Source organism: Ruegeria sp. BB5 (assembly GCF_056539405.1).
This window is the reverse complement of the sequence record NZ_JBQFUX010000003.1, coordinates 202025-227688: the sequence shown is the minus strand read 5'-3', so window position 1 is coordinate 227688 and position 25664 is coordinate 202025. Positions and strand designations below refer to the sequence as shown.

The window sequence follows — 25664 nt, the reverse complement described above, 5'->3', positions numbered from 1 at the left end:
GTATGATCTATCATCCTGCCCCGTAACGGACTGGCCCGGCGCAACTATTTTACGTTGAGCGAAATTTTCAAATAAGGCTCTCAACATGCCCGATGGATCGCAGAAGCAATATGTGCTGGACACGCATCGGCTGCGCGACCCCGAGCACACCTTGCAAATCGTCAAACCGTTTCTAAAAGGCATGGGCATCACCCGGATCGCAAACCTGACCGGTCTGGACAGGATCGGATTGCCCACTGTGATGGTCGCCCGACCCAATTCCCGGTCAGTTGCTGTGTCACTGGGCAAAGGGTTGTCACTGCGCGCAGCCGAAGCATCAGGCGTCATGGAGGCGATTGAATCCTGGCATGCTGAACGGGTGCATTTGCCTCAGCGTCTGGCCAGATATGCCGAATTGGTCCAGAACGCGACCGTTGTTGAAGTGGCGGAACTGCCGCGCGTGACCTGCGGGCATTTCGACCCGCATGCCAACATGTTGTGGGTTTTAGGCCAGGATCTGGGTACAGGTCACGCGTGCTGGGTTCCGCTTGAGATGGTCGATACCGACTATACCACCGCGCCGGTTGGCGGTCAGGCTGCCTTTCCTCGCACGACCAACGGTCTGGCGTCGGGAAACAACGTGGCCGAGGCCAGCTGTCACGCCATCTGCGAGTTGATCGAACGGGACGCCACAACATTGTGGCATCACCGTGCGAGCGCCCCCCGCCTTGATCCAGACACTGTGGATGACCCGCGCTGTCGTCAGGCCATCGAAATGATTGCCACCGCCGGGCTGGAGATCGGGTTGTGGAACACGACTTCAGATATAGGAATTGCCAGTTTCCGCTGTGTGATTTGCGAAGGCGGCGGACAGCCCGGCCATATCGGTATTGGTGATGGTTGCCACCTAGACCGTGCGATCGCCTTGCTGCGGGCCCTGACCGAGGCGGCACAGACGCGACTTACCTATATCTCCGGCGCGCGGGATGATCTGGATCCAGAGGAATTCACCGATCAGGCCAAGATGGATCGGGGGCGCTATGTGCATGACCTAATTGATAGTGTCGCAGCGGATCAAAGATTTGACGATTGTCCGTCTCATGTGACCGGGTCCTTTGACGAAGACCTGGAATTGCTGCTGCAACGGCTTGCCGCCGTGGGCATTTCACAGGTGGTGACGGTTGATCTGTCGCGGCCTGAAATTGATATCGCCGTGATCCGGGCTGTGATCCCCGGGCTGGAGGCTCCGCATGACGATCCAGATTACGTGCCCGGCCCCCGGGCACAGCGCATAGTGGATGGTTTGGCATGACGGCAGTTGTTTTTGTGGGACCTACCCTGACGTCTGACGCAGTGGCCGAACATCTGGATGCGACCATTCTGCCACCCGTTCGACAAGGCGACGTCTATCGCGTCGCGCGCGAAAAACCGACCGCAATTGGGATCATAGACGGATTTTTCGAAGGAGTTCCATCGGTATGGCACAAGGAAATCCTATGGGCGATCGAACAGGGTATTCCGGTCTTTGGCAGCGCCAGCATGGGCGCGTTGCGCGCGGCCGAGCTGGCTGATTTCGGAATGATCGGGGTTGGTCAGATCTTTCAGGACTATTACACCGATGTCCTGCAGGATGACGATGAGGTTGCCGTGCTACACAGCCCGGCCGAGCTGGGGTTCCAACCTCTCAGCGAACCGATGGTGTCGATCCGCGCAACTGTCGAGCAAGCGCAGGCTGCGGGTGTCCTGCCTACGGACACGGCGTCTGAGATGCTACATCTCGCCAAGGTCATGCACTATCGCCAGCGAATTTGGGCGGATATTATCTTTGCCGTGCAGGACTTGCCAGGAGTGGACGGTTTCGCGGATTGGCTGCCGACGGGTCGGGTCGACGCCAAGGCGGTTGACGCATGCGCCATGCTGACCCGCATGTCGGACCACTTGAATGGTACACCTTTGCCCGCGACCGAGGTGACACGTACCGAACCAACCCTGATGTGGAAAGCCTTATGCGCAAGGGTAGATGGCAGTGAGCCGAAAGCTGATCGCGCCATTGTCGACGAATTGCGTCTGAACCCTGACTTATACGCGCAATTGAAAGATCGCGCCGCGTTGGCGCTGCTGTCGCGCGAAGATGCCTCTAGACGGGATCGTACCCCTACACGCGCTGATCTGGTCCGGAAGATGGATGATCATAGGGCGGCAACAGGCTTATCACGGCGGTCTGACCTGATGGCGTGGATTGAGGCGAACGATCTGAACCCCGAAAGCTATGAGGCTATGCTGGCAGACGCTGCGCGGATCGACGCCACCGTTGCATCCCGCGCGAGCTATTTGGACACACAACTGCTGTCAGAATTGCGTCGCACGGGTCAATACACCCTGTTGCGGGATCGGGCCGCCAGCAAGGGACAGAACGCCATTCCGGCGGGCTCATCCGGAGTGGATCGTTTGCGGGTGCTAATGTGGTATTTTGAATCTCGTCTTGACCAAGAGGTGCCTGATGATCTTGACTCCTACGCAGTGGCGCTTGGTCTGGCCGGGCGCGACGCGTTTTATGACCTGATAGAAGCCGAGTTTTTATACTGCCATAAAAGTGCCGACACCGGAGCCGCCGAATAGCAGGTCACCGGAATTTACCGGGCACAACACGGGAGGGCATTTTTGTGAACTACCCCGAACAGATCGAAGACGAAGAACCCGGCACCCGATTCCTGCTGTACCCACAGTCGCCCTTTCTTGAGCCTGACGCCCCGCTGGAGCTGGTCGAAATCTCTGCCCCTCAGGGTAGTGTTGGCCCGGGACCGTCTGGGCCGCGCATGTACACGGTGCACCCGGTGGGCAAAACCACGCCTTATGGGGCAATTGTACCGGGGCCGAACGGGCCCGGCATGTACCTGCCCCCTTGGGATGGCTATATCCAACCGCCCGCCATGCCGGATGAATTCGGAAATTTCATCCATATCGATCCTACCGACCCCTCCTTCGAAGCAGCGCATCTTTATGGTTCGGCCCATTTCACCATGGATGTTTGGCAGGGGTATTTCGACCGTCCGATCCCATGGCACTTTGCCCGCGACTTCGACCGTCTGGAACTTTCACTTCTGCCCAGCCTCGACAATGCGCATATCGGTTGGGGTTTTCTGGAAACTGGCGGCACCCATGAACACGGAGATGAATACCGTCCCTACAGCCTGAATTTCGACGTGGTCGCGCATGAAATCGGCCATGCCATTATCTATAGCGTGATCGGGATGCCGTCGGATGGAGATGCTTCGGGCGAGTATTACGGGTTTCATGAATCTGCCGCCGATCTGGTGGCCCTGTTGGCGTCATTACATTTCGGTTCGGTGGTGGACACGTTACTCGAAAACACCCGGGGTAATCTTTATACCTTCAACCGCCTCAGCCGTTTTGCTGAACTGTCGGACAACGCACAAATCCGGATTGCCGCCAATGACCGCTCTTTGTCGGAATTCGCTGCCGGTTGGTCCAGTGAACATGCCCTGTCGGAGCCGTTGACCGGGGCGATGTTCGACATTTTTGTCGATATTTACCATGAGAGGTTGCTGGTACACGATCTGATCTCGACTGAAGAGGAAGACATGTCGGATCAATTGGAAGGCACACCCGAATACAGCCAAGTGATGCAGGGGATTTTTGACAAACGATACGCCCAAAACCCCGAAGGTTTCCGCATCGCCCTGCTTGAGGCGCGTGACTATCTGGGCACCTATCTTGCCGATGCTTGGTCGCTGCTCGACGCAGATATGCTGAGTTATTTCGGGGTTGAGAAAGCGCTACTCGCCGTCGATCAAGAGATTACCGGCGGTGCATTCCGCCGCATCATCGAGCGCAATTTCCGCATGCGCGATATCGGCCTGACAACGGCCGGTCCTCGCGTGCCGGACCCGGAGGAAGACAGCCATTCACATTCAGTCCGCACGCAGGTTCCCGGATAGCATCCAAAATCCTTTATTTTTGAATGGTTTTGTGGCATGCAATCGTAGGGTGATTTTTGGATTTTTTGCTCGAATTTTTTTATTCGAGTTTTTTTCAAGGGGGAGATGAGGGTTCTGGCTTCGTCGATCCGTTAGTTGGGAGAGAATGCTATGTCTGAATCATTACTCAGTTTTTCAGAAGTGTTGATATTTGGCCGTATTGTTGAAGACTTGAAACTAAAAAGAGGTTTCAAAAAGGTCCATGTCGCAATCAAAACTAACGGTAATAGCTTACCTCCCATAGGGGACGAAATTGATGGTGTTACTATCAAAGTAGGCACCAAGGTTTTGGTGGAAACCGGAAACGACAATATTTCTGGTTGGTACAAGGTGAAAGAAGACCCCAACAACGCCGGTGGATTTATCCTTGATGACCGAAAGACGGTTGGCAAGGGTGATTTCGTGTTTGTACGGGATGGTGATGAATTCGAACGTACATTTTGGAAGCAAACTCAAAAAGTGACGGCAGCGGCCGATCCGCAGAATTTTGTTAACAAAGGCACCCGCCCCCGAGGTAAGGGCGCAAATAATTTTCTGGGCGATCAGTATAGCAGTGGGGCTCGGTTCGCGAAAATTTTCGGGTTCTCTTACGAGGGCGTCTACTATGAGCTGCCCGAGCCATCGATTTTTCTGGTTCACGGCGATGGAGAATCCGTTAACCGCAAAGGCGGTATGGATGACGCGCCGGGCAATCTAAGATCGCGCGCGCCCAATAAACCTGATCTAACCGGGGTGGCGACCGCCGATTATCAATTTGCCGATGATATTCGCGTCTGGGATTATGATAAGGCCGATTACACCGTCCGCATGGATGTAACGACTGGTCAATTCGAACAGGTTCTGCTGGATATCTATTTCGGCTTCGACAGCCCAGCAATCAGCGGCGCACGCGTAAGTGGTGCCAGGGTTAGCGGCGCTCGCGTAAGTGGTGCCAGGGTTAGCGGCGCACGCGTGAGCGGAGCCAGAGTCAGTGGCGCACGTGCACGGGGTTCAGAAGACTGACGCGGAATCGAACCCAAGGTTCACATCACTAAAGATTGCGACAGGTCCTGGTTCAACAGGGCCTGTCTTTTTCAGAAACCTGCCTTTTTCAAGCCCCCAACAAAATGTTGCGTGTCTTCTTCCAGCTTGTCCGGCTGCACGGTTTCCCAACGTGCCAGTGAAAAATTAGGATGCGCGACACGGTGCTTATCCGCGATCTGACGCGCAATGTCGGTTTCACCAAGTTGTGCATAGCTTGCTGCCAGCAAACGTTGCCCTTCTGTAGGGTTGTTCATCTTGTTTACGGCGTCGATGGCGTCTTGATACTGCCTGAGATTGAAATATGCCCCACCCAGATGCCATAAGTATTGGTCCGGGAAGTATGGATTCAACCGCATCGCCTGCTGCAGATGAGTGATTGCCGTTTCGTTGTCACCGTAGTGAGCCAGCGCGTCGGCATAATCTGAATGCATATCGGCGTCGTTGGGATTCAATGCCAACGCCCGCCTATACGACTGTAGGGCCGCGTCATGTTCCTTGCGGTATAGGTGGACATACCCCAATTCACCAAAACCGCGCGCGTCCGTGGGATCCAGTTCAATCGCCCGCTGTGCGAAAGTCAGCGCCTGATCCAGTGCTTGCGTAGGATCTTCGGACCAGGAATAGCGCCAGTCGATGTTCAACGTCCGCGACAACGCGGCAGCGGCGCGCGCATAGCCCCCATCCCGATCCAGCGCGTTCTGATAGAAGTTTTGCGCCTTCCGGTTGTCATTCCGGGTGTATTTGAAGATGTGATACTGGCCCTGCAAAACAGAGCCATAAGCCTCGAGGTCGGATGGGATCGACTGGATCATCCGCTGCTTTTCATGCGACTCGATCATCACCGCGGTTGCGGCCACGATGCACTCGGTCACCTCATCCAGAATGTCGAAAATATCGTCGATATTACGATCAAACCGCTCACCCCAGATGGTGCGTTCGGTTGAGGCATCGATCAGTTCGGCCGTGATCCGAATGCGGCTGGCCGAGCGACGCACGCTGCCCCGCGCGATATACCGCACGTTGAGCTTTTGCGCGGCCTCTTTCGGTGGCATCCCCTGCGTCTTGAAGAAAAAGGACGAGTTCCGCGCGATTACGAACAGATTGCGGAATTTGGACAGGTTCATGATGATGTCGTCGGTCAGCCCTTCGGCAATCCAGCTGTCGGATTCGTCTCCGCCATTACTGCTGAAGGGCAGAACCGCCACCGAGGGCGTATCGGGACGTTCCAGAATATTTCCTGGCATATCCGGCCGCATCGTTCCAGCCATTGTGGCGCCAGCGACTTCGCTGCGGACACAATAGGTCGAGACAGGCGCAAGGATGTTCTTCAGGTGTTGCGGACCGAGAAATTCATAACCATAGCGCAGCCGGTTACAGACCTGATCATAAACGGCGGAACTGACGTAAACCCTTTCTGGTTCAGCAATTTCCTGAAGACGCGCCGCGATATTCACATTGTCGCCATGAATGCCGCGATCGTCGATCAGGATTTCGCCCAGATGGACGCCCGCGCGAAAGTTGATTCGTTGATTTTCGGCGCGATCCTGATTGTGCTGGCTGGCAATGCGGTGCAGTTCGACGCCGAACTCCACGGCACTGGTGGCAGTTTCGAACAAAGCCAGAATACCATCGCCGCGCACCTCGACCACCCGGCCCTGAAAACGCGCGCAGGTCTCTTCAAGATGAGAAATCAACGATTTCAATGCGTTATAGGTGTCCAGCTCGTTCTCACTCATCAGGCGGGAATACCCGACGACATCGGCAAACAAGACTGCACCCAGCTTCTGCGTTATGGAAGAGTTTGGACTCTTGGTGTTCACATTCATAACTCGTATTAGGGGCTGCGTTCGAACCCTATGGTCACCTTATAGCAAAATGTGCCTCTGCGCTTGCAGAGCAATTGCACACCCCGTTAGTCACACTTATCAACCTGTGGTGGCCAAGACCAGCTTGGGCACCCGTTCTCTCCGAAAGTCACAACTGTTTCTGAGCTAATGCTTTTTGCCAGGGTTGGACGAGTATTCATCCAATCCTGACGGAGAAGTCCAACAACAATCATGTCATGAAACGTTCCGTCTGCATACCAGGCTTGCCGCATGGTACCTTCGACCTGACATCCCAGTCTTTCCACAAGGTCGCGGCTGATATGATTATCCTGCCTGTAATACGAGGTCAGCCTGTTCAAACCCAGTTGACGGAATGCAAAATCCGCCACCAGTGCCGTCGCTCTGATGGCAAGGCCCAAACGCCGAACCGATTTTTCGACAAACATGGCGATGACCGCGTCCCGGTTTACCGGGGAAATCGCCTCGAGCCCAACAATCCCCACCACTTGTCCGCTATTGGAGACGACAACGAACCAGCACTTTCCGCTGCCGCCTGACGCGCTAAATGCATCGCGCCAGACGTCTTCGGTTTGCGCAAGGTTGAACGGAATCCGCGATGTACGATCAAATCGGCCGAGGTCCTCGATATCCTGAAACCAGGGTGTGATTACCTCCAGATCTGCTTTTTCAAGTGGGCGCAGTTTGAATACGCTGTCGGACTTGTCTGACAATGGACCAACTACCTTTAACTAATATCAGAAAATATACACCCCAGAGCCTAACATACATAGGCAGCAAATACGAAATGAGAAAAAAGCGGCCCGGCGATTATATACCTATGGTTGCGAAGATCAGACCCCGACGTGCCGAAGATCAACATGCCCTTGGTCGCACGACCCTGAAGTATGCACCGCTCCGGTTTGTCTATTGCACGCCCAAGGCGGCGGTGATTTGGTCACATCGAACAGCCTATTGCCGTCGTCGGCGGCTGGACCAACTGAGTTGAAAGGGAACAGGATATGAAGCTGTTACGCTATGGGCCGGTTGGCGCGGAAAAGCCCGGTATTCTGGATGAGGCCGGTAAAATCCGCGATCTGTCGGGGATTGTTGACGATGTAACTGGTGCGATGCTTGGCGATGAAAGCATGGCGCGGCTGCGTGGGCTCGACCTTGGAACATTGCCTGTCGTCGACGGTGATCCGCGGATTGGGGCGTGTGTCGGGAATGTTGGTAAATTCGCCTGCATCGGCCTGAACTATGCCGATCACGCAGCCGAAAGCGGTCTGGACCTGCCCGACGAGCCGGTGGTTTTCTTCAAGGCGACCTCTGCCATCGTAGGTCCGAATGACACTGTCGAAATCCCGCGCGGTTCGGTCAAGACCGATTGGGAGGTTGAACTGGGCGTCGTCATCGGCAAGCACACCAAATATATTTCCGAGGCCGAGGCGCTTGACCACGTAGCCGGATATTGTGTGATCAACGATTTGTCCGAACGGGATTTTCAACTCCACCGCTCGGGCCAGTGGGTCAAAGGTAAATCGGCCGACACGTTCGGCCCGATCGGACCCTGGCTGGTCACCCGGGACGAGATCGCCGATCCACAGAATCTGCAGATGTATCTTGAGGTGAACGGGCATCGCTATCAGGATGGTTCGACCAATACGATGCATTTCAGTGTGGCCACAGTCATTTCGCACCTGTCGCAGTTCATGTCACTGCAGCCGGGGGATGTGATTTCAACCGGAACACCACCGGGTGTGGGTATGGGACGGACCCCTCAAATCTATCTGAAACCCGGTGACAAGATGGAATTGGGCGTCCAAGGGCTGGGCGTACAACGACAGGACGTAGTGCAGGGCTGAACACCCTTACTCTGGCCAGGGCAAGGAATAGGTCTTGACGTTGGTGAAGAATTTCATCGCCTCGATGACCCCTTCTTTGACCCCGTTGCCGCTGTCCTTGATGCCCCCAAAAGGCGACATTTCGATCCGGTACCCGGGTTGTTCCCAGATATTGCAGGTTCCGACATTCAGACCATTGATATAGGCAATCGCGCGGTTCAGATCGTTGGTGCAGACGCCCGAGGACAGGCCAAACGCAGTTCCGTTTGAGATTTCCATGACCTTGGCGTCATCATCTGGCACGCGGACGATGGGTATGATGGGACCGAAGGTTTCCTCCATCACCAGCTCGCTGGTGTGGGGAACCTTGTCGACGACAATCGGCGGCAAAAGCGCGCCCTGACGACCGGGGTGATAGAGAATCACCGCGCCCTCGCCTTCAGCCATGTAAACACGTTTTTCGAACAGTTCCGCAGCCTCGGAATGGATCACGCAGCCCAGTTGCGTTTCAGGATCCTGCGGATCGCCAAAGCGAATGGCCTTGGCCTTTTCCAGAACCAACGGCACAAATCTATCCGCCACGCTTTCCTGTACGAGAATACGTTTGATCGCCGTGCAACGCTGCCCGGAATTGCCAGTGGCCCCGGCCACGGCGATGGCTGCGGCCCGGTCCAGATCGGCCTCGCTCAGATCGTTCAAGACGATCAGGGGATCGTTACCGCCCAACTCTAGCGCCTGACGTTTAAACCCCGCTTTTTCAGCAATCATTTTGCCCACCGGCACCCCACCCGTGAAGGTGATGATGTCGATGTTTTCATTGGTGACCATCTCATCACCAATGTCCTGTGGCCAGCCAGTGACCACCTGGAACATCTCGGTCGGCAACCCTGCCTCGTACAGGATGTCAGCCAGTGTCAGCGCTGTCAGCGGGGTCAATTCGGTCGGTTTGCAGACCATGCAATTGTTGGTGGCAATCGACGGGGCAACCTTGTGGCTGACCATGTTCAGGGGGTGGTTGAAGGGCGTGATCGCGCTGATGGCTTTGACCGGTTCGCGTTTAGTGAAAATCTTCCGCTGCTTGCCATTATGGGTCAGATCGCACGAGAACACCTCACCATCATCCTTCAGCGCTTCGGCTGCGGCGAACTGAAATACATCCTGCGCCCGCTTGGTTTCGTAAATCGCATGCTGGTGGCAGATGCCAAGTTCCAGCGTCAGCCACTTCGCCAGATCGTCGCGTTTTTCACCAATCAATTCACCTGCGCGCTGCAGAATCTGGCTGCGTTCGTACCGGGTAAGCTTGGGGGTATAACTTGCAGCGACCTCAAAAGCCTTGCGTGCGTGTTCGGCGGTGCCTGCTGGCACCGTGCCAATAACCTCGTTGGTATAGGGGTAGTGAACGGGAACCGTAGCCTCGGTAAAAACGATCTGCCCCCCGATGCGCATGCCTTCGTTGCGAATGTCGGATGTATTCATGATCCCGTCCATTTTTCTTAAGCGCCGCTTTTGTTTCATAGATAAATACGTCAATTATCCTGTAATTCGTCTCGTACCGTCAGAACGCCATTTTCGTACCAGAGAAATCCCTGCTCATGGTCCGCCAGAATCCGTGCGACACCTAATTGTTATCCTTAATGCAAAGGGCTTGGAAATTGTTCAGGCATTTTGTATTTTGGATACAAGTTTCCAGTACCCGAGACGAAGTGAATGCCCAGAACGCGTGCGATCCCCCGACAAAGCCTGCCCGACGTCATCACCAACGATCTGCGCGAGCGGATTCTGAGCGGTGAAATCGCCGAAGGTGAAACCATTCGTCAAGAGGCACTGGCTGAGGATTACGACGTCTCGCGCATGCCGATCCGCGAGGCGCTGAAACGGCTGGATGCCGAGGGCCTCGTGCAGCTAACCAACAACCGAGGTGCTGCGGTCACATCGCATTCCCTGTCCGAAATCGGAGAGATTTTCGACCTGCGGGTCTTGCTTGAGGTGGATCTTTTCAAACGCGCCATTCAGCAGATGACTGCCGCCGATTTCAACGAATGCGATCGGATTCTGGATGCGATGGAAAAGTCCTATGATGCATATGATGTGGGCCGCTGGGGCAGCTTGAACAATGAATATCACATGGCGCTTTACGCCGCTGCCGGTCGCGGGCTGAGCAACGAAATCCTTCAGCGGGTAAACGTGCAGTCCGACCGCTATGTTCGCATGCATCTAAGTGTAATGGAGCAACGCGAACCCGCCAAGAAAGACCACCGCGAGCTATTGTCGCTGGCCCGTGCGGGGCGGGTCGATGATGCCTGTGACCTGCTGACCCGGCATATCCAGCGCACCAAGGAACAATTGCTAGCCATGATTACGGCGACGCGTAAAACCGAATAAGCGGGTTTAGTCCAACGGGTGCAGGCAAGCGACCTGATGCCTGTCTCCGCTCAGCTCGGGCGGCGCGGCGCGGCATTCTTCGGTGGCCAGCCAGCACCGCTGCGCAAAGGCACAGCCCTTGGGGATATTCATCGGGGACGGCAATTCACCTTCCAGCTTGATCCGCTCTTTCCGGGCTTCAGGGTCAGCGCGGGGTGTCGTAGACAACAGAGCCTTCGAATAGGGATGACGGGGCGCGGCGAACAGCAACTCTTTCGGGGCTTTTTCAACCGCGCGGCCCAAATACATGACGATCACATCATCTGCGAAGTGTTTTACCACCGACAGGTCGTGCGAGATGAACAGATAGGCAAGGTTCAAACGCTCCTGCAACTCGACCAGCAGGTTCAGAATCTGCGATTGGATCGACACGTCCAGCGCCGAGACCGGTTCGTCCAACACAAGTACTTTGGGGTTCAGCATCAGCGCGCGGGCAATGGCGATGCGCTGGCGCTGACCGCCTGAGAACATGTGCGGATAGCGGTCGTAGTGCTCGGGGCGCAGGCCGACAAGGTCAATCATCTCACGCGCTCGGGCATCGCGGTCGGCGGCAGACATGTCGGGGCGGTTGATGATCAGCGGTTCCTGCAGGATCTGCCCGATCCGCTGACGCGGGTTGAGCGAACCATAGGGGTCTTGAAACACGATCTGCACCGTCTCGCGCATTTGCGCCCATTTCGACGGGGTAATGTCGACCCCATCAATGGTCAGGCTGCCCGAGGTCGGTTCTTCGATCATCGTTACCACGCGCGCCAGCGTGGATTTTCCGCAGCCGGATTCTCCGACAATCGCCAGTGTTTTGCCGGGTTGCAGGTCAAAATCCACACCTGACAGCGCCTTGACCGTTGCCGGTTTCGACAGCAATCCGCCTTTGACAGAATAGAATCTGGCCAATGCGCTGGCCTGAACGATGGGGGCGGTCATGCCAGTTCTCCGGCGGTTATCTTTTCAACATAATGGCAACGGGCCTTACCGAAATCCGCGCTGTGCGGGGTTGGCGGCAGAGATCGGCAGAGGTCGTCCGCATATTGGCATCTGGGGCTGAACAGGCAGCCTTTGGGCCGGTCGAACTGACCGGGCACAACACCAGGAATAGTCGGCAACAGTTTCGAGGTCGCCCGTTCTGGCAACGCGCTCAGCAAGGCAGCCGTATAGGGGTGGCGCGGGGTGCGGAACAAGTCCTTGACTGGCTGCTCCTCGACCTTTTGACCGGCATATTGCACCTGAACCCGTTCAGCGGTTTCAGCGACCACACCCATATCGTGCGTGATCAGTACCAGCCCCATCCCTTGTTCGTCCCGCAGCCGAACCAACAGGTCCAAAATTTGCGCCTGAATGGTCACGTCCAGCGCTGTTGTCGGCTCATCTGCGATCAGCAGCTTGGGATTGCAGGCAATGGCCATGGCAATCATGACGCGCTGGTTCATCCCGCCCGACATCTGGTGCGGAAAAGTGTTCAAGCGGCTTTCGGGGGCCGGGATACCGACCTGATCAAACAGCTCGATGGCGCGCTGGTGGCGATCCCTGCGATTCAGGCCGAGGTGAATCCGCAAGGCTTCCTTGATCTGGAAGCCGACTGTGAAACAGGGGTTCAGTGACGACATCGGCTCTTGAAAGATCATGGCGATGTCTTTGCCGATAATCTTACGGCGGTCACGAGCCGAAATTTTGGTGAGGTCGATGCCTTCAAAACTCAGTTGATCGGCGGTGATCGTAGCCGTCCATGGCAGCAGGCCCATCAACGCCAGCATCGACACGGATTTACCCGAGCCGCTTTCGCCGACGATGGCCATAAGCTCACCCTTGTCGACGGACAGATCGACGCCATCCACGGCGCGGAATTTCCCCGAAGCGGTGGCGAATTCGACGGTGAGGTTTCGGATGTCCAACAGGCTCATGTCGTCAGCTCCGCTTTAGTTTCGGGTCCAGCGCGTCGCGCAGACCGTCGCCCATCAGGTTGATGGCCAGCACGGTGACCAGGATGGCCAGGCCGGGGAATGTCACAACCCACCAAGCACGAAGAATGAACTCTCGCGCTTCGGCTAGCATGGTGCCCCATTCCGGCGTGGGCGGCTGTGCGCCCATGCCCAGAAAGCCAAGGGCTGCGGCGTCCAGAATGGCGGTCGAGAAGGACAGCGCCGCCTGCACGATGATCGGGGCCAGGCAATTGGGCAGCACGGTCTTAAACATCAGCCGCGCTTTGCTGGCACCTGCCACGCGGGCCGAGGTGACATAATCCTTCTGCCGTTCAGACAAGACCGAGGCACGGGTCAGACGCACGTAGTGCGGCTGAAAAACGATGGCGATGGCGATCATGGCGTTGGTCAGCGAGGGCCCGAGTATGGCGACCAGTACCAATGCCAGCAGTAGCGACGGGAAGGACAGAATGATATCCATCACCCGCATGATCATCGTATCAACCCATTTGGGTGCAAAGCCGGACAACAAACCAATGATCACACCGCCTGTCACGGCCACACAGACCACAACGATGCCGACAAAGAAGGAATAGCGGGATCCCATGATCAGGCGCGACAGCATATCCCGGCCCAGTGGGTCAGTGCCCAGCGGAAAGGCCCAGCTGCCACCCTCTTGCCACGCCGGGGGCTGCAGGATGTGATTGCGGAACTGTTCCGTCGGATCGTAAGGCGCCAGCAGCGGAGCGAAGGCGGCGCACAAGACAAACGCGGCAAAAACCCAAAGCCCCATGACCGCGCCGCGGTTTTCGCTGAAGTAATACCAGAACTCGCGCAATGCGCTGGGGCGGTCTTCGGTTTTGGGTGGGGTTGCGGATAGTTCAGCCATCACCGCCTCCGGATTTTGGGGTTGATGATGCCGTAGAGGACATCGACCAGCAGGTTCACCAGCATGACAATCACCGCGATCATCAACAGGCCACCCTGCACCACCGGATAGTCACGGCGGAAAATGCTATCGACCATCCACTTGCCGATACCCGGCCAGCTAAAAATCGTCTCGGTCAGGATCGCCCCGGCAAGCAAGGTACCGACCGACAGGCCGATCACGGTAATCACCGGGATCAACGCATTGCGCAGCGCATGCAGCCCGTTGATCCGTGTCGGCGCCAGACCCTTGGCGCGGGCAGTGCGGATGTAATCCTCGCCCAAAACCTCAAGCATGGCCGAGCGTGTCTGACGTGCAATGACCGCCAGCGGGATGGTGCCCAGTACGATCGTCGGCAGGATTAGGTGCCTCACGGCCGACCCAAACGCTCCCGGCTGCCCAGACAGCAGGCTGTCGATCAGCATGAAACCGGTGACACTCGGGAAATAATACAGCAGGTCAATCCGACCCGAGACTGGCGTCCAGCCCAGATTGCCCGAGAACACGATGATCAGCAGCAACGCCCACCAGAAGATCGGCATCGAATACCCGACCAAGGCTGACGACATCAGCGCCCGATCGAAGAACTTGCCCCTGTTCACCGCCGCGATCACGCCGGCAGGCAATCCCAGTGCCACCGCAAAGATCATTGCACAAAGCGACAGCTCCAGCGTGGCAGGGAACAAGGCGAAGAACTCATCCCAGACCGGCTTTTTGGTGACAAAGCTCTCGCCCAGATCGCCATGCAGGACGCCGACAAGGTAATCCCAGTATTGTTGCAGGACCGGTTTGTCGAAGCCCAGCTTCTCGACCATCTCCTGATAGCGTTCCTCGGTCATGCCGCGTTCGCCAGCCATGACGATGATGGGATCACCGGGCAGAACCCGGATGAACATGAAGGAAATCAGCGTCACGCCCAGAAATGTCGGAACGAACATGCCAAGGCGTGTGAGTAAGTAGCCAAACATCAGCGACCTATGATTGTGAGATCTTTGGGAAAGCGGGTCAGCGACCGGCAGCCATCCCGTGTAACAAGCACGTCATCTTCTATGCGAACGCCGAAATTGTCCAGATCATAAAGGCCCGGTTCGTTAGTCCAAACCATTCCGGGCAAGATTTTCTGGTCATTCCCGCGCATGATATACGGTGCCTCGTGGACGTCCCGGCCCAGACCATGTCCGGTCTTGGTGCGGATGCGGTCGGCAAAAGGCGAGGCCTCAAGCACGCTGATGACCGCGTCGTCGATATCGTGCGCGGTCACCCCGGGGCGGCAGGCCTCGAAACCGGCGAGATTGGCGCGCAAGACTGTATCGTAGACCGCCCTGCCCTCGCCCGAGACCTCTTTGACGAAAAAGGTCCGGGTAATATCGGCGGCAAAACCGTGTTTGCGGGCACCGAAATCGAACAACAGCGCGTCGCCGGGTTTGATCCTGTAGTCCGCCCGCGCCTTGCCATGCGGTTGAGCCGAGTTATCGCCCGCGGCGACAATCGGCGCAAAAGCCAAGGAGGCGGCGCCTTCGGCAAACAACGCCTGGATCAGGGCCTGTTCGATCTGAACCTCGGTCTGACCGATACGCACATCTTCGATGACGCGCGCCAGCGCTCGCTCCGAGATATCAATTGCCGCCTGTAGCGCCGCGATGTCCTCATCGGTCTTGATGATACGCAGACCGGAAATCTCACGCTCGCCGTCTACAATGCGCAAGTTGGGCATCGCGCGGGTCAGCGCCTTTGATACGAAAACCCGCATCACCTGACCTTCGACCGCCAGTGACGACAGAGGCATATGCGCGGCCAGCGCCGCAAAGGCTTCGTCATAGCCTGCTTGATCGCGCCAATCAAAGACAGCGCCGTCAAACCCGACCAGCGCCCATGACCCCAGCTCAAGATTTGGCACAATCGCGGCCGGGGCACCTTCGGCTGGGATCACAACCACGAAAGGCCGTTCGTGGCTCATGAAGGGTTTTCCCAAAGCGCGGGTGAAATTCGGGCCAGGCACCAGCGCCACGGCGTCTACTGACATGTCCTTTGCCAGTTGACGGTACTCGGACAAATCCGGCATTCGCGCCGACCTCCAGAAATAGAAAACCGGAGCCGCCAATTTGGGCGGCTCCGGTCAGTGAGTGGTGATTTATTCGACGCTCACGCCATAGAAGATGTGGCCACCCAGCGGATGCACCTTGTAGCCCTGCACCTTATTGCTCATCGGCATGTAAACGACCGAGTGTGCGATGGTGGCCCATGGCGCCTGCTCTTTGAAGACGACCTGAGCATCCTCATACAGCTTGGTGCGTTCAGCCTGATCGGTGGTTTGCTTGGCTTTCAGGATCAGATCTTCGAACGGTTCGTGGCACCATTGTGCCCGGTTCGATGCTTCGCGACCGTCACAGCCCAGAAGCACGGCCAGGAAGTTGTCTGGATCACCGTTGTCACCGGTCCAGCCCAGCAGAACAGCGCCATCGCGGTTCAGTTCTTTCGAGCGCGACAGATACTCGCCCCATTCATAGGACACGATCTCAACATCCACACCGACCTTAGCAAAATCCGCCTGGATCAACTCCGCCATGCGGCGTGCGTTCGGGTTGTACGGACGCTGTACCGGCATCGCCCAGATCTTCATCGACAGATCGGAAACACCTTCGGCTTCCAGCATCGCCTTGGCCGCTTCGGGATCATAGGCATCATCGGTGATGGCGTCGTTATAACCCCACATGGTTGGCGGGATCGGGTTCTTGGCCACCTGGCCTGAGCCCTGGAACACCACATCGATGATGGCGTTTTTGTCGATCGCCATGTTCAACGCCTTGCGGACGTTCGGATTGTCGAACGGCTCCATAGTGGTGTTGTAGGCCAGATAACCGACGTTTAGGCCTTCCTGCTCCATCATGTTGATGTCGCCGTCATCCTTCATCGCCTGAATGTCAGCCGGGTTCGGATACGGCATGATGTGGCATTCGCCAGCCTTCAGCTTTTGGTACCGAACCGAAGCGTCTGGAGTGATCGCAAAGATCAGGTTTTCCACGTCCGCCGGGTCTTTCCAGTAGTCCGCATTCTGCGCATAGCGGATCACGGCGTCTTTCTGATAGGCCACGAACGAGAACGGACCAGTGCCGATGGGTGCAGTGTTCAGCTTTTCAGGTGTTCCTGCTGCCATCATCGCATCGGCATATTCGGCCGACAGAATCGAGGCGAAATCCATCGCCATGTTGGCCACAAACGGCGCTTCAGGCTTGGTCAGAGTGAATTTGACCGTATAGTCATCGACCTTTTCGATGGACTCGACCAGATCTGGCATGCCCATACCCTGGAAGTATTCCCAGGTGCCGCCGGACACCTGATTGAACGGGTGACCTTCGTCCTTCTGACGCATGAACGAGAAGATCACGTCATCGGCGTTAAAGTCACGGGTCGGGGTGAATTCGTCGTTGGAATGGAACTTGACGCCCTGACGCAGCTTGAACGTGTACTCCAGACCGTCATCGCTGGCTTCGACGCTTTCGGCCAGACCGGGAATGACGTTGGTCGTTCCGGTTTCGAATTCCAGCAGGCGGTTGTAGATCGGGTGCGAAGACGCATCAAAAGTCGTCCCGGCGGTGAACAGGGCCGGATCGAACCCTTCGGGCGATCCTTCAGAGCAATACACCAGAGTGTTTGCCTGTGCCGCGGCAGCCGACAAGGCGATCGCAGCAGTTGCGGCCATCAATTTCAGTTTCATGTGGGTCTCCCAGAAATGAATTTATTCAGACATTCGCGTTGCTCTTTGTGGTCAGAGCATTCCTAGACGACTCGTGTCATCGCGATATCTCTGCCCAATGTATCCAAAATACAAAATCCATTGTCAACTGACTTGCACACGCTAATTTGAGCAACCCGTTAACAAGGCGGATACCCCCACACGTTCGGCCTTTTGGGTCGTTCGGGCAAGAGGATAATCACCATGACCTAACGGCCCATGTCTTGCTACGTGACAGCGTGACGGTCGCCATCGCAGGTCAAGATACAAGAGATCAGTTGACGGTCAGTGTGAAAAAGTGGGCGTAACCCCGACAGGTGGCCGTTCATTGATACAGGCACCGATACGGTCCAATAGCGGTCGGCGGGGACAGCCCGGACGCGTTGCAGCGCCCAGGTTTCGCAGATTGCCGGGGCCTTCGAACGGGACAAAGCACAAAGGCCACTTGTCCCGTTTGAACTGTTCCGCCGCCAATGCCGAGACGATGGTGCAATCATCCGAGTGGCAGATATGGCGGCAGATCGTCTCGAACCGAAGCGCACTTAGATCAAACCGCTTGCTGGCCCGGTTCGAGGGGTCTGATTCAGGCAACCGGTCTTCCAGTTCATAACCAAAACTATGGGGAAGCCGGATAAAATCATGCACCGGCACATCTTCTGGCGCGATAGATGGCAACATGCACAGCGGGTGGCCCTCGCGTACGGCCAGAAACAGGGGTTCAGACCAGATCGAGGTGAAATCCAGCGCTTCGCTGTTGTTGACCTTTGCCACCAGGGCGACGTCCAGCGTGTGATCTTCAACCATTTGCAACATGTTCTGTGGCAGATCTTCGACCATGGTGACACGCATGTTGGGAAAAAGCGCGCTGAACAGCTCGGAAAAATACTGCGTCAGATAGGGGGCCAGTGTCGGGGTCATACCGATATTGAAAGGCACTGCCTCGGGGTTGCGAAACTGAGTCGCGGTATCGCGGATGTTCTGGGCGTCTTTCAGGATACGCTCGGCAATGGCGATCACGCGATTGCCACAGGCAGTGGGGCGCACTTCGCTATTCAGGCGCAGGAACAGATCCGTTCCCAATTCCTGTTCCAGCTTCTTTACCTGATTAGACAAAGCGGGCTGCGAGACATTGCAGGCCACAGCCGCCTGACTGAACTGGCCGTGTCTGGCAATGGCAAGCACATATTCCAGGTCTCTGAAGTTCATAGTTTTGGGCCCGTGATCCGTTTCCCGATCCCGCTGGGGATGCCCTTTACATACGCCAACCGGCGCGCCGCTGCAGGAAATCGGCATCACAATCACTGACAAAACCGTCAATCCGCGCCATCGAATAGAAGGGCACTGCGGAGATTTACCACGTAACCAATTGAAAAGAAACGAGGCACGGTGGCCAGAGATCACGCCACCCGTGACTATTTGCATTGGTTATACCGCCAATTCGAAGGATGAATTTTAGCTGCGCCGTGGTGGTGACTACCCCTTTGCTACGTGGAATGCCCAGACCAGCGGGCGGACCGCATTACGCAAACCCATGATGGAGTCCCCCATGCTGTCCCAACTTATGGAAAGCTTACGCGCACGTCTTTTAACCACGTCCACATTGGCACAAGAGACCAGCCGCGATGGCCAAACCCTTTTGAACAACTTTTTCCAAAGCACGGTTGTCGATGACACTCCGGCCTTTGTGCTGGCCAATGATTTCTCGCGCCTGCTGAACTTTGGTGAGATAGTCACCAACAACGCCGTGGCCGCTGTGCAGGCGCAGGGTGAGGATGTCGACATCTTCAACTTTGCCTCGGGCCGGATCGAAGCAATTAACGGTCCCGAAGTTCTGGCTACCGGCGTTCAGGTGACCGGCAGCGCCGCAGTCCGAAACTTCGGAGAGATAGCCGGGGAATTTAACGGAGTGCAGTTTGCCGGGCCTGACAGCTCTGGCAGCCTGGATAATTTCCGCGGCGGCGTGATCAGTTCGGACAGTCGTGCGGTTGATATTCAGGGTCAGGGCATTGATGTGCGCAACTTTGGCGACATCATCGGCACCGGCGATCAGCGCAACGGCACGATCTATACCAACAGCACCGCCGAGGATATTGCGATCTCGAACTTCTCAGGCGCCACGATTGATGCCGGTGACGGCAATCAGGGCGCCGGTATTTCGCTGCAAGTCGGTGATGAGCTCGGAGACCGCGTGGAAACCGAAGTGTTCAACGGCTTTGGCGCGACCATTCAAGGCCGCGGTCAGGCGGCGGCAAATACAGGTCTGGCCGGAGACGGCATCCGCATCGATGATGGTGCCGAAGGTGCCATTCTTGAAACCGAGATCATCAATAGCGGTCTGATTTCGACCGAAAGTAATCAGGGCACCGCCGCCGGTATTCGCATTGCCAATGGCGCAAATGCCGAAGGTGGGATTCTGAACACCTCGACCGGTGTGATCGAAGGACCTCGCAACGGTCTCTATATCGGTGAAGGCGAACATGATCTGGATGTGCTGAACTTTGGCACCATCCAATCAGGCAGCCGCGCGGTTAATATCGACGGCTCCGGCGTTGATCTGGTCAATGGCGGTGACATTCTGGGCTCTGGCGATCAGCGCAACGGCACGATCTACGCCGACGACACCGCGTCTGATTTCTCGATCAACAACCTGGCAACCGGCTCAATCGATGCGGGCGAAGGCAACCAAGGCGCTGGCGTTTCACTTTCCCTGTCTGCCGAAGGCAATGGTGAGGTTGAAGTGACCAACGCAGGCTCCGTCGCCGGTCGCGGCAATGCAGGCGCTGGTCTGGGCACCGCCGGAGATGGCATCCGTCTGGAAGGCGCCCGGCTGGAAGGCGGCGGCTTTGGCCCTGCTCTGTTCACCGGAACGATCACCAACACAGGTTCGGTCTCGTCCGAAGGTGCAAATGGCACTGTCGGCGCGTTCCGCGCTGTGAACAACGTCAATTTCCAAGGCCAACTGGTCAACGAGGAAACCGCCGTCTTTGCAGGTGGTCAGAACGGTGTCTACTTTGGCACAGGCGATCATTCGGGCGGGTCCTTCGTCAACCGGGGTACTGTCACCTCGGACAGCCGCGCGCTGAATATTGACGGAGAAGGGCTCGAGGTCATCAACGAAGGTGACATTCTGGGCACCGGCAACCAGCGCAACGGTACGGTTTATGCCGATGGTACCGCCGACAACTATACCTTTACCAACACCGGTCTGGTTGACGCGGGCGAAGGCAATAACGGCTCAGCCGTCTCGTTGCAAACCGGCGATGTATCTGGGGATGTGGTCTCGGCCGCTGTCGTCAACGAAGGCACGCTGCAAGGCCGTGGAGACGCCGCAGAGGGCAACCAGGTGGGCGATGGCTTGCGCCTGTTCACTAGCCAGGATGACGCGTCCTTTGCCGGTGTGGTCGTCAACGAAGGTCTGATCGCTGGATCCGAGGACTCGGACGCTGCGGCGGGCTTGCGCGTTGATGGCGGTCTGAACCTTGTTGGTGCCGTCCTGAACGAGGGCGAAATCCGCGGCACGGTCAACGCAATCGACGCCTCGGACGCAGGCACCGTCACCATCGTTAATGACGACGACGGCGTGATCAACGGTGACGTTCTGCTGAGCGATGGCGACGATATCTTTGTCGATCTGGGCACTACCAATGGTGACATCGACGGTGGCGCAGGTGATGACGTTCTGATTGCCGGCGATGCCGACAATGTTCTGACCGGTGGTCTGGGCAATGACTTCATCGACGGTGGAGACGGCATCGACACGGCCGACTTCTCGGATCTGGACGTCGCGGTCGAGGTTCGTCTGGACGCCAACGGCAATGGCACTGCCACCCGCGATACCGGGTTCAACATCTCGGTCACCGATGCGGTTGTCGCGGCACCGGATCAGTTCGGGTCTAATATTGCCGATGGTGCCGGTTTTGTTGATCAGGCGGTTCAAGGCAACCTCTACTACAACATCCACACCAACCAGTTCCCGGCGGGTGAAATCCGCGGGCAGCTATCGGTCGACAGCGACGTGACCGAAAACGGTATCCGCACCGTTAGCCTGAGTGGCGGTTTGGACGCCGCGCAAGAGCCAGGGCCGCTGTCAAACAGCGAAGCGACCGGTGAGGCCACCGTTGTCATCACGCAGAACCTGAACACTGGTGAGGTCACCTATTCCAGCGAGCTGAGCGTTGTTGGCATCAGCGAGGCAGAGCTGGGCACTCCAATCCCAGGCACTGTTTCGGCGATCCATCTGCACAATGCTCCGGCGGGCGTGAACGGCCCGGTGGTGCAGGACACTCTGGTCGACGCAGGTGCAACGCTGGATGTGAATGCGACCGGGGGAACCGGTGTCATCGGTCAGGACGTTGTCGAAAACCAGTTCGAGACCGACGTGCTGCAGTCCATTGAAAACGTCATCGGGTCCGATGATGGCGACGTGATCGTCGGCAGCGATCTGTCCAACGTGCTGAATGGCGGCGCGGGCGGAGACCTGATCTCGGGCGAAGGTGGTGATGACATCCTCATCGGCGGGCTGGGACGAGACACGTTCTCGTTCGGTGAAGACTTCGGCAATGACGTGATCCAGGACTTTGAGATCGGTCGCGATCAGCTGCAGTTCGGCGACCTCGGACCCGATTTCGGCGGCGCGGTGAATGTCGCGCAGGATGGCAATGACACCCTGATCACCTTTGGCAACGAAGGCTCGGTCCGTCTGGCTGGGATCAACAGCGCAGACCTAACCGAAGACGACTTCGTCGCCTAAGCGATCCACAACGGGGCGGTCTTGTGGCCGCCCCGCTTGCCAAACCGGAAAGGGCTATCCGATGTTCCAGAATTCCAATCCCGTCAAAACCGCCTGGGGATCGCTGCGCAAAGGCTTTGTTGCGGTTGCGATCTTCAGCCTGTTCCTGAACCTCTTGATGCTGGCCGGGCCGCTATACATGCTGCAGGTCTATGACCGGGTTTTGACCAGCCAGAACATAGACACATTGATCGCCTTGTCCGTGCTGCTGGCGGGGGTATTCATCGTCATTGCGTGCCTCGACCTGACGCGGATGCGCATTCTGGGCCGCCTGGCCGCCCGGTTCGAACTCAGCGTCGGCGCGCCCGTCCTAGGGGCCGCCATGCGCCGCCGGGTCCAAGGAGAAGCTGAGGCAGGCGAAAACCTGGTCGAGGATGTGAACGGGTTCCGCGAATTCATTTCCGGCACCACCCTGACCGCCTTTTTCGATGCTCCGTGGATACCCATCTATCTGATGGTTCTTTATGTGCTGCACCCGTTTCTGGGTCTGTTGGGTCTGGCCGGAGCGCTGACCTTGACATTGATGGCGCTGATCAACAACGCCCGATCCCGAGGCCCGATGCAGCAGGCCGCGCAGGCACGAGGGCGGTCGGATGCGCTGTTCAAGATCAGCGACAGGAATGCCGAACTGGTCCATGCGCTGGGTATGAAATCCGATCTGGTACGCCGCTGGACCGCGCTGCAAACTGACGCGCATCAACACAAAACCCGCGCCGCTGATCGGGTGGCCAGCTTTTCCGTATTGTCCAAGACCATACGTATGGGCCTGCAATCAGCGGTTCTGGGGATGGGTGCGGCACTGGCCGTGATCGGCGAGTCCACCGCAGGCGTCATGATTGCCGCTACGATTGTTCTGGCTCGTGCACTTGCGCCGATTGATCAGTTGATCGGGCAGTGGCGCACTTTTCTGGCTGCACGCGGGTCCTATAGCAAAATCAAACAATTGACCGAAGATTTTGCCGAGGCGCCTCCAAACCTGAACTTGCCGCGCGCGTTCAAATCGATGGACGTCCGCATCGCTCAGGCAGGCCCTCCACTTGCGCTCAATGCCACCATCCGGGCGATTGATTTCAGCCTCACGGCCGGGGACGTTCTGGCAGTGATTGGCCAGAGTGGTTCGGGCAAGACCACGCTAGGCAAGATGCTTGCGGGCATCTGGCATCCGCAACGGGGCGAGGTTCTGCTGGACGGCAGCCCGATGTCGAAATGGAATCCCGAAGACTTGGGCAAACAGATCGGATACCTGCCACAGGATGTCGAGCTGTTCGATGGCACAATCCGCGAAAACATTGCACGGTTCTCCACCGCGATCGACGATGCCGAGGTCCTGCGTGCAGCGCGCGAAGCAGGGGTTCACGAACTGGTCAGCGGTTTGCCCGACGGGTACGAAACCAGGCTTGGCCGCGGTTTTTTCCTGTCCGGCGGTCAGCGTCAGAGGCTGGCTCTGGCACGTGCGCTATACGGTGATCCGTTTGTTCTGGTTTTGGACGAACCCAACTCGGATCTGGACGCCGAGGGCGAACAGGCCCTGCGCGATGCTTTGCTGGCCGTGCAGGAACGCGGCGGGATCGCCATTGTCATGACACATCGCCCAGCCACGCTGCAGGCGGCGAACAAGGTGATGGTGTTGCGCAATGGCAATCAAACCCAGTTCGGCGACAAGCAGGACGTTCTGAAAGTCAATCGCCGCAACGTTCTGGACAAACCAACACAACCGGCACCCAGTCGGGTGGATGAAACTCAGATCACAGGAGCGGCCCAATGACTGACCTGGTCAAATACTCAGCCCCTCGCACTGCCGTGGGATTTCACGAGGCACAGCTGAAAGAGATTTCGGACAGTTCCCCTGGCGTCGCCCGCTATGTCCTGTTCGGCCTGTTCACCCTGGCGGTATTCGTCGGTGGTAGCGCCTATTGGGCCTTTGCCTCGAAACTCGATGGTGCCGTGGTTGCACCCGCATCCTTTGTGGTAGAGGGCCAACGCAAAACGGTCGAACATCTGGACGGCGGCATAATTCAGTCGATCCTGGTCACAGACGGCCAATTTGTGCAGGCAGGGCAGCCTCTGGTTCAGCTCGACAGCACCGAGATTAACGTGGATCTTAGCGTTCAGGGTAGCCGGTTGGGTGAGCTGTCGGTTCGCCGCGCGCGCCTGCTGGCGCAAATTAGTGGACAAAGTCAGTTTGAGGAAACCACCGCCCTGGCGGGATTCCGGGAAGGAATGGACCGCCTGCATTGGGTGTCGCCTTACCTGACCCAGAAACAACTATTTGACGCCGAAGCCCGTGCCCGCCGGACCGAAGCGCAGATCAACGCGCAACGTATCGCGGGCCTACGCAACCAGGTCACGGGTCTGGATGAACAGCGCCGCGCGGCCCGGAACCAGATCAAGATCACGCGGGTTGAGTTGTCCAACTTAGAGACGCTGTTGAATAAGGGTCTGGTCGCCGTCACGCGGGTCAGCGCACGGCAGATCGAGTTGGAACGGCTGGCTGGCGTTGACGCATCATTGCGCACCCAGATAGCCCAGGCCGAAGATCAGGTGCAAGAGTTGGAGCTGTCCCTGCTTAGCCAGCAAAAACTACGCGATGAGGTCCTCGCCGGGGAGCTGGCTGTTGTTGAGGCCCAGCTTGATCTGGTTCGACCGCAATTCGCGGGCACGCTGGCACGCCTGAAGCGAACACAGGTTCTGGCCCCGACCAGCGGACGCGTTGTGAATTTGGAAGTGTCAACCAATGGTGGGGTGATCCGCCCGGGTGCGCCGATCATGGATATCGTTCCAGCTGATCAGGCCCTGATCGTCGAGGCGCGGGTCAAGACCGGCGACATTGATAAGCTGCGGATCGGTCAATCCACGCGCATCCGCCTGTCGGCCTTTGCGCAAGCGGACGTGCCCGAAGCTGTGGGGCATATCTTCGACATCTCAGCCGATGCGCTTGAGGACGAACGCACCGGCGAAGCCTATTACAAGGCGCGGGTTAAACTGGATGCCGAACAAACGCGTGACGTGGCCGCATTGGAACTGGTGCCCGGCATGCCCGCAGATTTGTTCGTCAATACCGGCGAACGCGCCGTCATAAGCTATCTTTCGCAACCCATCAGCGATCGGTTGGCCAAGACCTTTATCGAGTGATTACGGCTGCCTGCGTCCGAGACTTGGGCGCAGGCATTTCTGAGATCGTTGTCCCGATCCATCCAGTATCAATGCGTG

At 57.3% G+C, this 25664-nt stretch carries 19 protein-coding genes; 9 read left to right on the top strand and 10 right to left on the bottom strand.

Annotated features, from left to right (window positions below; translation table 11 throughout):
* The first annotated feature begins 85 nt into the window (after window positions 1–85).
* From ACR0DL_RS10835 to ACR0DL_RS10820, 4 genes are all read left to right on the top strand, one after another.
* Window positions 86–1291, top strand: coding sequence for a YcaO-like family protein (locus ACR0DL_RS10835; protein ID WP_480689069.1), 1206 nt, complete (start codon window positions 86–88; stop codon window positions 1289–1291).
* A complete protein-coding gene (locus tag ACR0DL_RS10830) occupies window positions 1288–2598 on the top strand; it encodes a TfuA-like protein (protein ID WP_480689067.1) in 1311 nt (436 codons plus the stop codon). The genes ACR0DL_RS10835 and ACR0DL_RS10830 overlap by 4 nt, the downstream gene beginning before the upstream one ends.
* A 44-nt stretch (window positions 2599–2642) precedes the next feature.
* Entirely contained in the window at window positions 2643–3938 is a 1296-nt protein-coding gene (locus tag ACR0DL_RS10825) for a gluzincin family metallopeptidase (protein ID WP_480689065.1), read from the top strand.
* Between the two features lie 150 nt (window positions 3939–4088).
* Entirely contained in the window at window positions 4089–4979 is an 891-nt protein-coding gene (locus tag ACR0DL_RS10820; RefSeq protein WP_480689063.1) for a hypothetical protein, read from the top strand.
* Window positions 4980–5050: 71 nt separating this feature from the next.
* Here ACR0DL_RS10820 and ACR0DL_RS10815 read toward each other — a convergent pair whose 3' ends face one another.
* Together ACR0DL_RS10815 and ACR0DL_RS10810 are read right to left on the bottom strand one after the other, a co-directional pair.
* Complete coding sequence (locus ACR0DL_RS10815; protein ID WP_480689061.1) at window positions 5051–6769, bottom strand: tetratricopeptide repeat protein; 1719 nt, start codon at window positions 6767–6769, stop codon at window positions 5051–5053.
* 143 nt (window positions 6770–6912) lie between these two features.
* Entirely contained in the window at window positions 6913–7557 is a 645-nt protein-coding gene (locus ACR0DL_RS10810; protein WP_170350067.1) for a GNAT family N-acetyltransferase, read from the bottom strand.
* Between the two features lie 288 nt (window positions 7558–7845).
* Between ACR0DL_RS10810 and ACR0DL_RS10805 the strand changes: the two genes are divergently transcribed.
* Window positions 7846–8688 carry a fumarylacetoacetate hydrolase family protein gene (locus ACR0DL_RS10805; protein ID WP_170376832.1) on the top strand — a complete coding sequence of 281 codons (843 nt, stop codon included), beginning with the start codon at window positions 7846–7848 and terminating at the stop codon, window positions 8686–8688.
* 6 nt (window positions 8689–8694) lie between these two features.
* Here the strand turns inward: ACR0DL_RS10805 and phnY are convergent, their stop codons facing one another.
* Window positions 8695–10143: a phosphonoacetaldehyde dehydrogenase gene (gene phnY, locus ACR0DL_RS10800; protein ID WP_480689059.1), complete on the bottom strand. Its 1449-nt coding sequence runs from the start codon at window positions 10141–10143 to the stop codon at window positions 8695–8697.
* A 231-nt stretch (window positions 10144–10374) separates the two neighbouring features.
* Here phnY and ACR0DL_RS10795 point away from each other — a divergent pair, with 231 nt between their 5' ends.
* The gene (locus ACR0DL_RS10795) at window positions 10375–11049 is read left to right on the top strand and encodes a GntR family transcriptional regulator (RefSeq protein ID WP_170350064.1); all 675 of its coding nucleotides are present in this window, start codon (window positions 10375–10377) and stop codon (window positions 11047–11049) included.
* Window positions 11050–11055: 6 nt separating this feature from the next.
* On the opposite strand, the gene ACR0DL_RS10790 is transcribed toward ACR0DL_RS10795, so the two are convergent.
* From ACR0DL_RS10790 to ACR0DL_RS10760, 7 genes are all read right to left on the bottom strand, one after another.
* The gene (locus tag ACR0DL_RS10790) at window positions 11056–12012 is read right to left on the bottom strand and encodes an ABC transporter ATP-binding protein (RefSeq protein WP_480689057.1); all 957 of its coding nucleotides are present in this window, start codon (window positions 12010–12012) and stop codon (window positions 11056–11058) included.
* On the bottom strand, window positions 12009–12986 hold the full coding sequence (locus tag ACR0DL_RS10785) for an ABC transporter ATP-binding protein (RefSeq protein ID WP_170350062.1): 978 nt from the start codon (window positions 12984–12986) through the stop codon (window positions 12009–12011). The genes ACR0DL_RS10790 and ACR0DL_RS10785 overlap by 4 nt, the downstream gene beginning before the upstream one ends.
* Window positions 12987–12990: 4 nt before the next feature.
* Complete coding sequence (locus ACR0DL_RS10780; RefSeq protein ID WP_170350061.1) at window positions 12991–13893, bottom strand: ABC transporter permease subunit; 903 nt, start codon at window positions 13891–13893, stop codon at window positions 12991–12993.
* Window positions 13893–14900 (bottom strand): ABC transporter permease subunit, encoded by a 1008-nt coding sequence (locus ACR0DL_RS10775; RefSeq protein WP_170350060.1) that lies wholly within the window; start codon window positions 14898–14900, stop codon window positions 13893–13895. Before ACR0DL_RS10775 ends, ACR0DL_RS10780 begins: the two co-directional genes overlap by 1 nt.
* A complete protein-coding gene (locus ACR0DL_RS10770; protein WP_480689055.1) occupies window positions 14900–15994 on the bottom strand; it encodes a M24 family metallopeptidase in 1095 nt (364 codons plus the stop codon). The genes ACR0DL_RS10775 and ACR0DL_RS10770 overlap by 1 nt, the downstream gene beginning before the upstream one ends.
* Before the next feature lie 69 nt (window positions 15995–16063).
* Complete coding sequence (locus ACR0DL_RS10765; RefSeq protein ID WP_170350058.1) at window positions 16064–17647, bottom strand: ABC transporter substrate-binding protein; 1584 nt, start codon at window positions 17645–17647, stop codon at window positions 16064–16066.
* 303 nt (window positions 17648–17950) lie between these two features.
* A complete protein-coding gene (locus tag ACR0DL_RS10760; RefSeq protein ID WP_480689053.1) occupies window positions 17951–18871 on the bottom strand; it encodes a LysR family transcriptional regulator in 921 nt (306 codons plus the stop codon).
* Window positions 18872–19211: 340 nt separating this feature from the next.
* Between ACR0DL_RS10760 and ACR0DL_RS10755 the strand changes: the two genes are divergently transcribed.
* From ACR0DL_RS10755 to ACR0DL_RS10745, 3 genes are all read left to right on the top strand, one after another.
* Window positions 19212–22415, top strand: coding sequence for a beta strand repeat-containing protein (locus tag ACR0DL_RS10755; RefSeq protein ID WP_480689051.1), 3204 nt, complete (start codon window positions 19212–19214; stop codon window positions 22413–22415).
* A gap of 61 nt (window positions 22416–22476) precedes the next feature.
* Window positions 22477–24219 (top strand): type I secretion system permease/ATPase, encoded by a 1743-nt coding sequence (locus ACR0DL_RS10750; RefSeq protein WP_480689049.1) that lies wholly within the window; start codon window positions 22477–22479, stop codon window positions 24217–24219.
* Complete coding sequence (locus tag ACR0DL_RS10745; RefSeq protein ID WP_480689047.1) at window positions 24216–25586, top strand: HlyD family type I secretion periplasmic adaptor subunit; 1371 nt, start codon at window positions 24216–24218, stop codon at window positions 25584–25586. Before ACR0DL_RS10750 ends, ACR0DL_RS10745 begins: the two co-directional genes overlap by 4 nt.
* Window positions 25587–25664 lie beyond the last annotated feature (78 nt).

Bases quoted from the DNA above. Each gene is read 5' to 3' on its own strand.
- ACR0DL_RS10755 (WP_480689051.1), top strand. From the start codon at position 19,212: ATGCTGTCCCAACTTATGGAAAGCTTACGCGCACGTCTTTTAACCACG.
- ACR0DL_RS10785 (WP_170350062.1), bottom strand. From the start codon at position 12,986: ATGAGCCTGTTGGACATCCGAAACCTCACCGTCGAATTCGCCACCGCT.
- ACR0DL_RS10780 (WP_170350061.1), bottom strand. From the start codon at position 13,893: ATGGCTGAACTATCCGCAACCCCACCCAAAACCGAAGACCGCCCCAGC.
- ACR0DL_RS10750 (WP_480689049.1), top strand. From the start codon at position 22,477: ATGTTCCAGAATTCCAATCCCGTCAAAACCGCCTGGGGATCGCTGCGC.
- phnY (WP_480689059.1), bottom strand. From the start codon at position 10,143: ATGAATACATCCGACATTCGCAACGAAGGCATGCGCATCGGGGGGCAG.
- ACR0DL_RS10820 (WP_480689063.1), top strand. From the start codon at position 4,089: ATGTCTGAATCATTACTCAGTTTTTCAGAAGTGTTGATATTTGGCCGT.
- ACR0DL_RS10795 (WP_170350064.1), top strand. From the start codon at position 10,375: ATGCCCAGAACGCGTGCGATCCCCCGACAAAGCCTGCCCGACGTCATC.
- ACR0DL_RS10805 (WP_170376832.1), top strand. From the start codon at position 7,846: ATGAAGCTGTTACGCTATGGGCCGGTTGGCGCGGAAAAGCCCGGTATT.
- ACR0DL_RS10770 (WP_480689055.1), bottom strand. From the start codon at position 15,994: ATGCCGGATTTGTCCGAGTACCGTCAACTGGCAAAGGACATGTCAGTA.
- ACR0DL_RS10765 (WP_170350058.1), bottom strand. From the start codon at position 17,647: ATGAAACTGAAATTGATGGCCGCAACTGCTGCGATCGCCTTGTCGGCT.
- ACR0DL_RS10790 (WP_480689057.1), bottom strand. From the start codon at position 12,012: ATGACCGCCCCCATCGTTCAGGCCAGCGCATTGGCCAGATTCTATTCT.
- ACR0DL_RS10835 (WP_480689069.1), top strand. From the start codon at position 86: ATGCCCGATGGATCGCAGAAGCAATATGTGCTGGACACGCATCGGCTG.
- ACR0DL_RS10830 (WP_480689067.1), top strand. From the start codon at position 1,288: ATGACGGCAGTTGTTTTTGTGGGACCTACCCTGACGTCTGACGCAGTG.
- ACR0DL_RS10760 (WP_480689053.1), bottom strand. From the start codon at position 18,871: ATGAACTTCAGAGACCTGGAATATGTGCTTGCCATTGCCAGACACGGC.
- ACR0DL_RS10775 (WP_170350060.1), bottom strand. From the start codon at position 14,900: ATGTTTGGCTACTTACTCACACGCCTTGGCATGTTCGTTCCGACATTT.
- ACR0DL_RS10745 (WP_480689047.1), top strand. From the start codon at position 24,216: ATGACTGACCTGGTCAAATACTCAGCCCCTCGCACTGCCGTGGGATTT.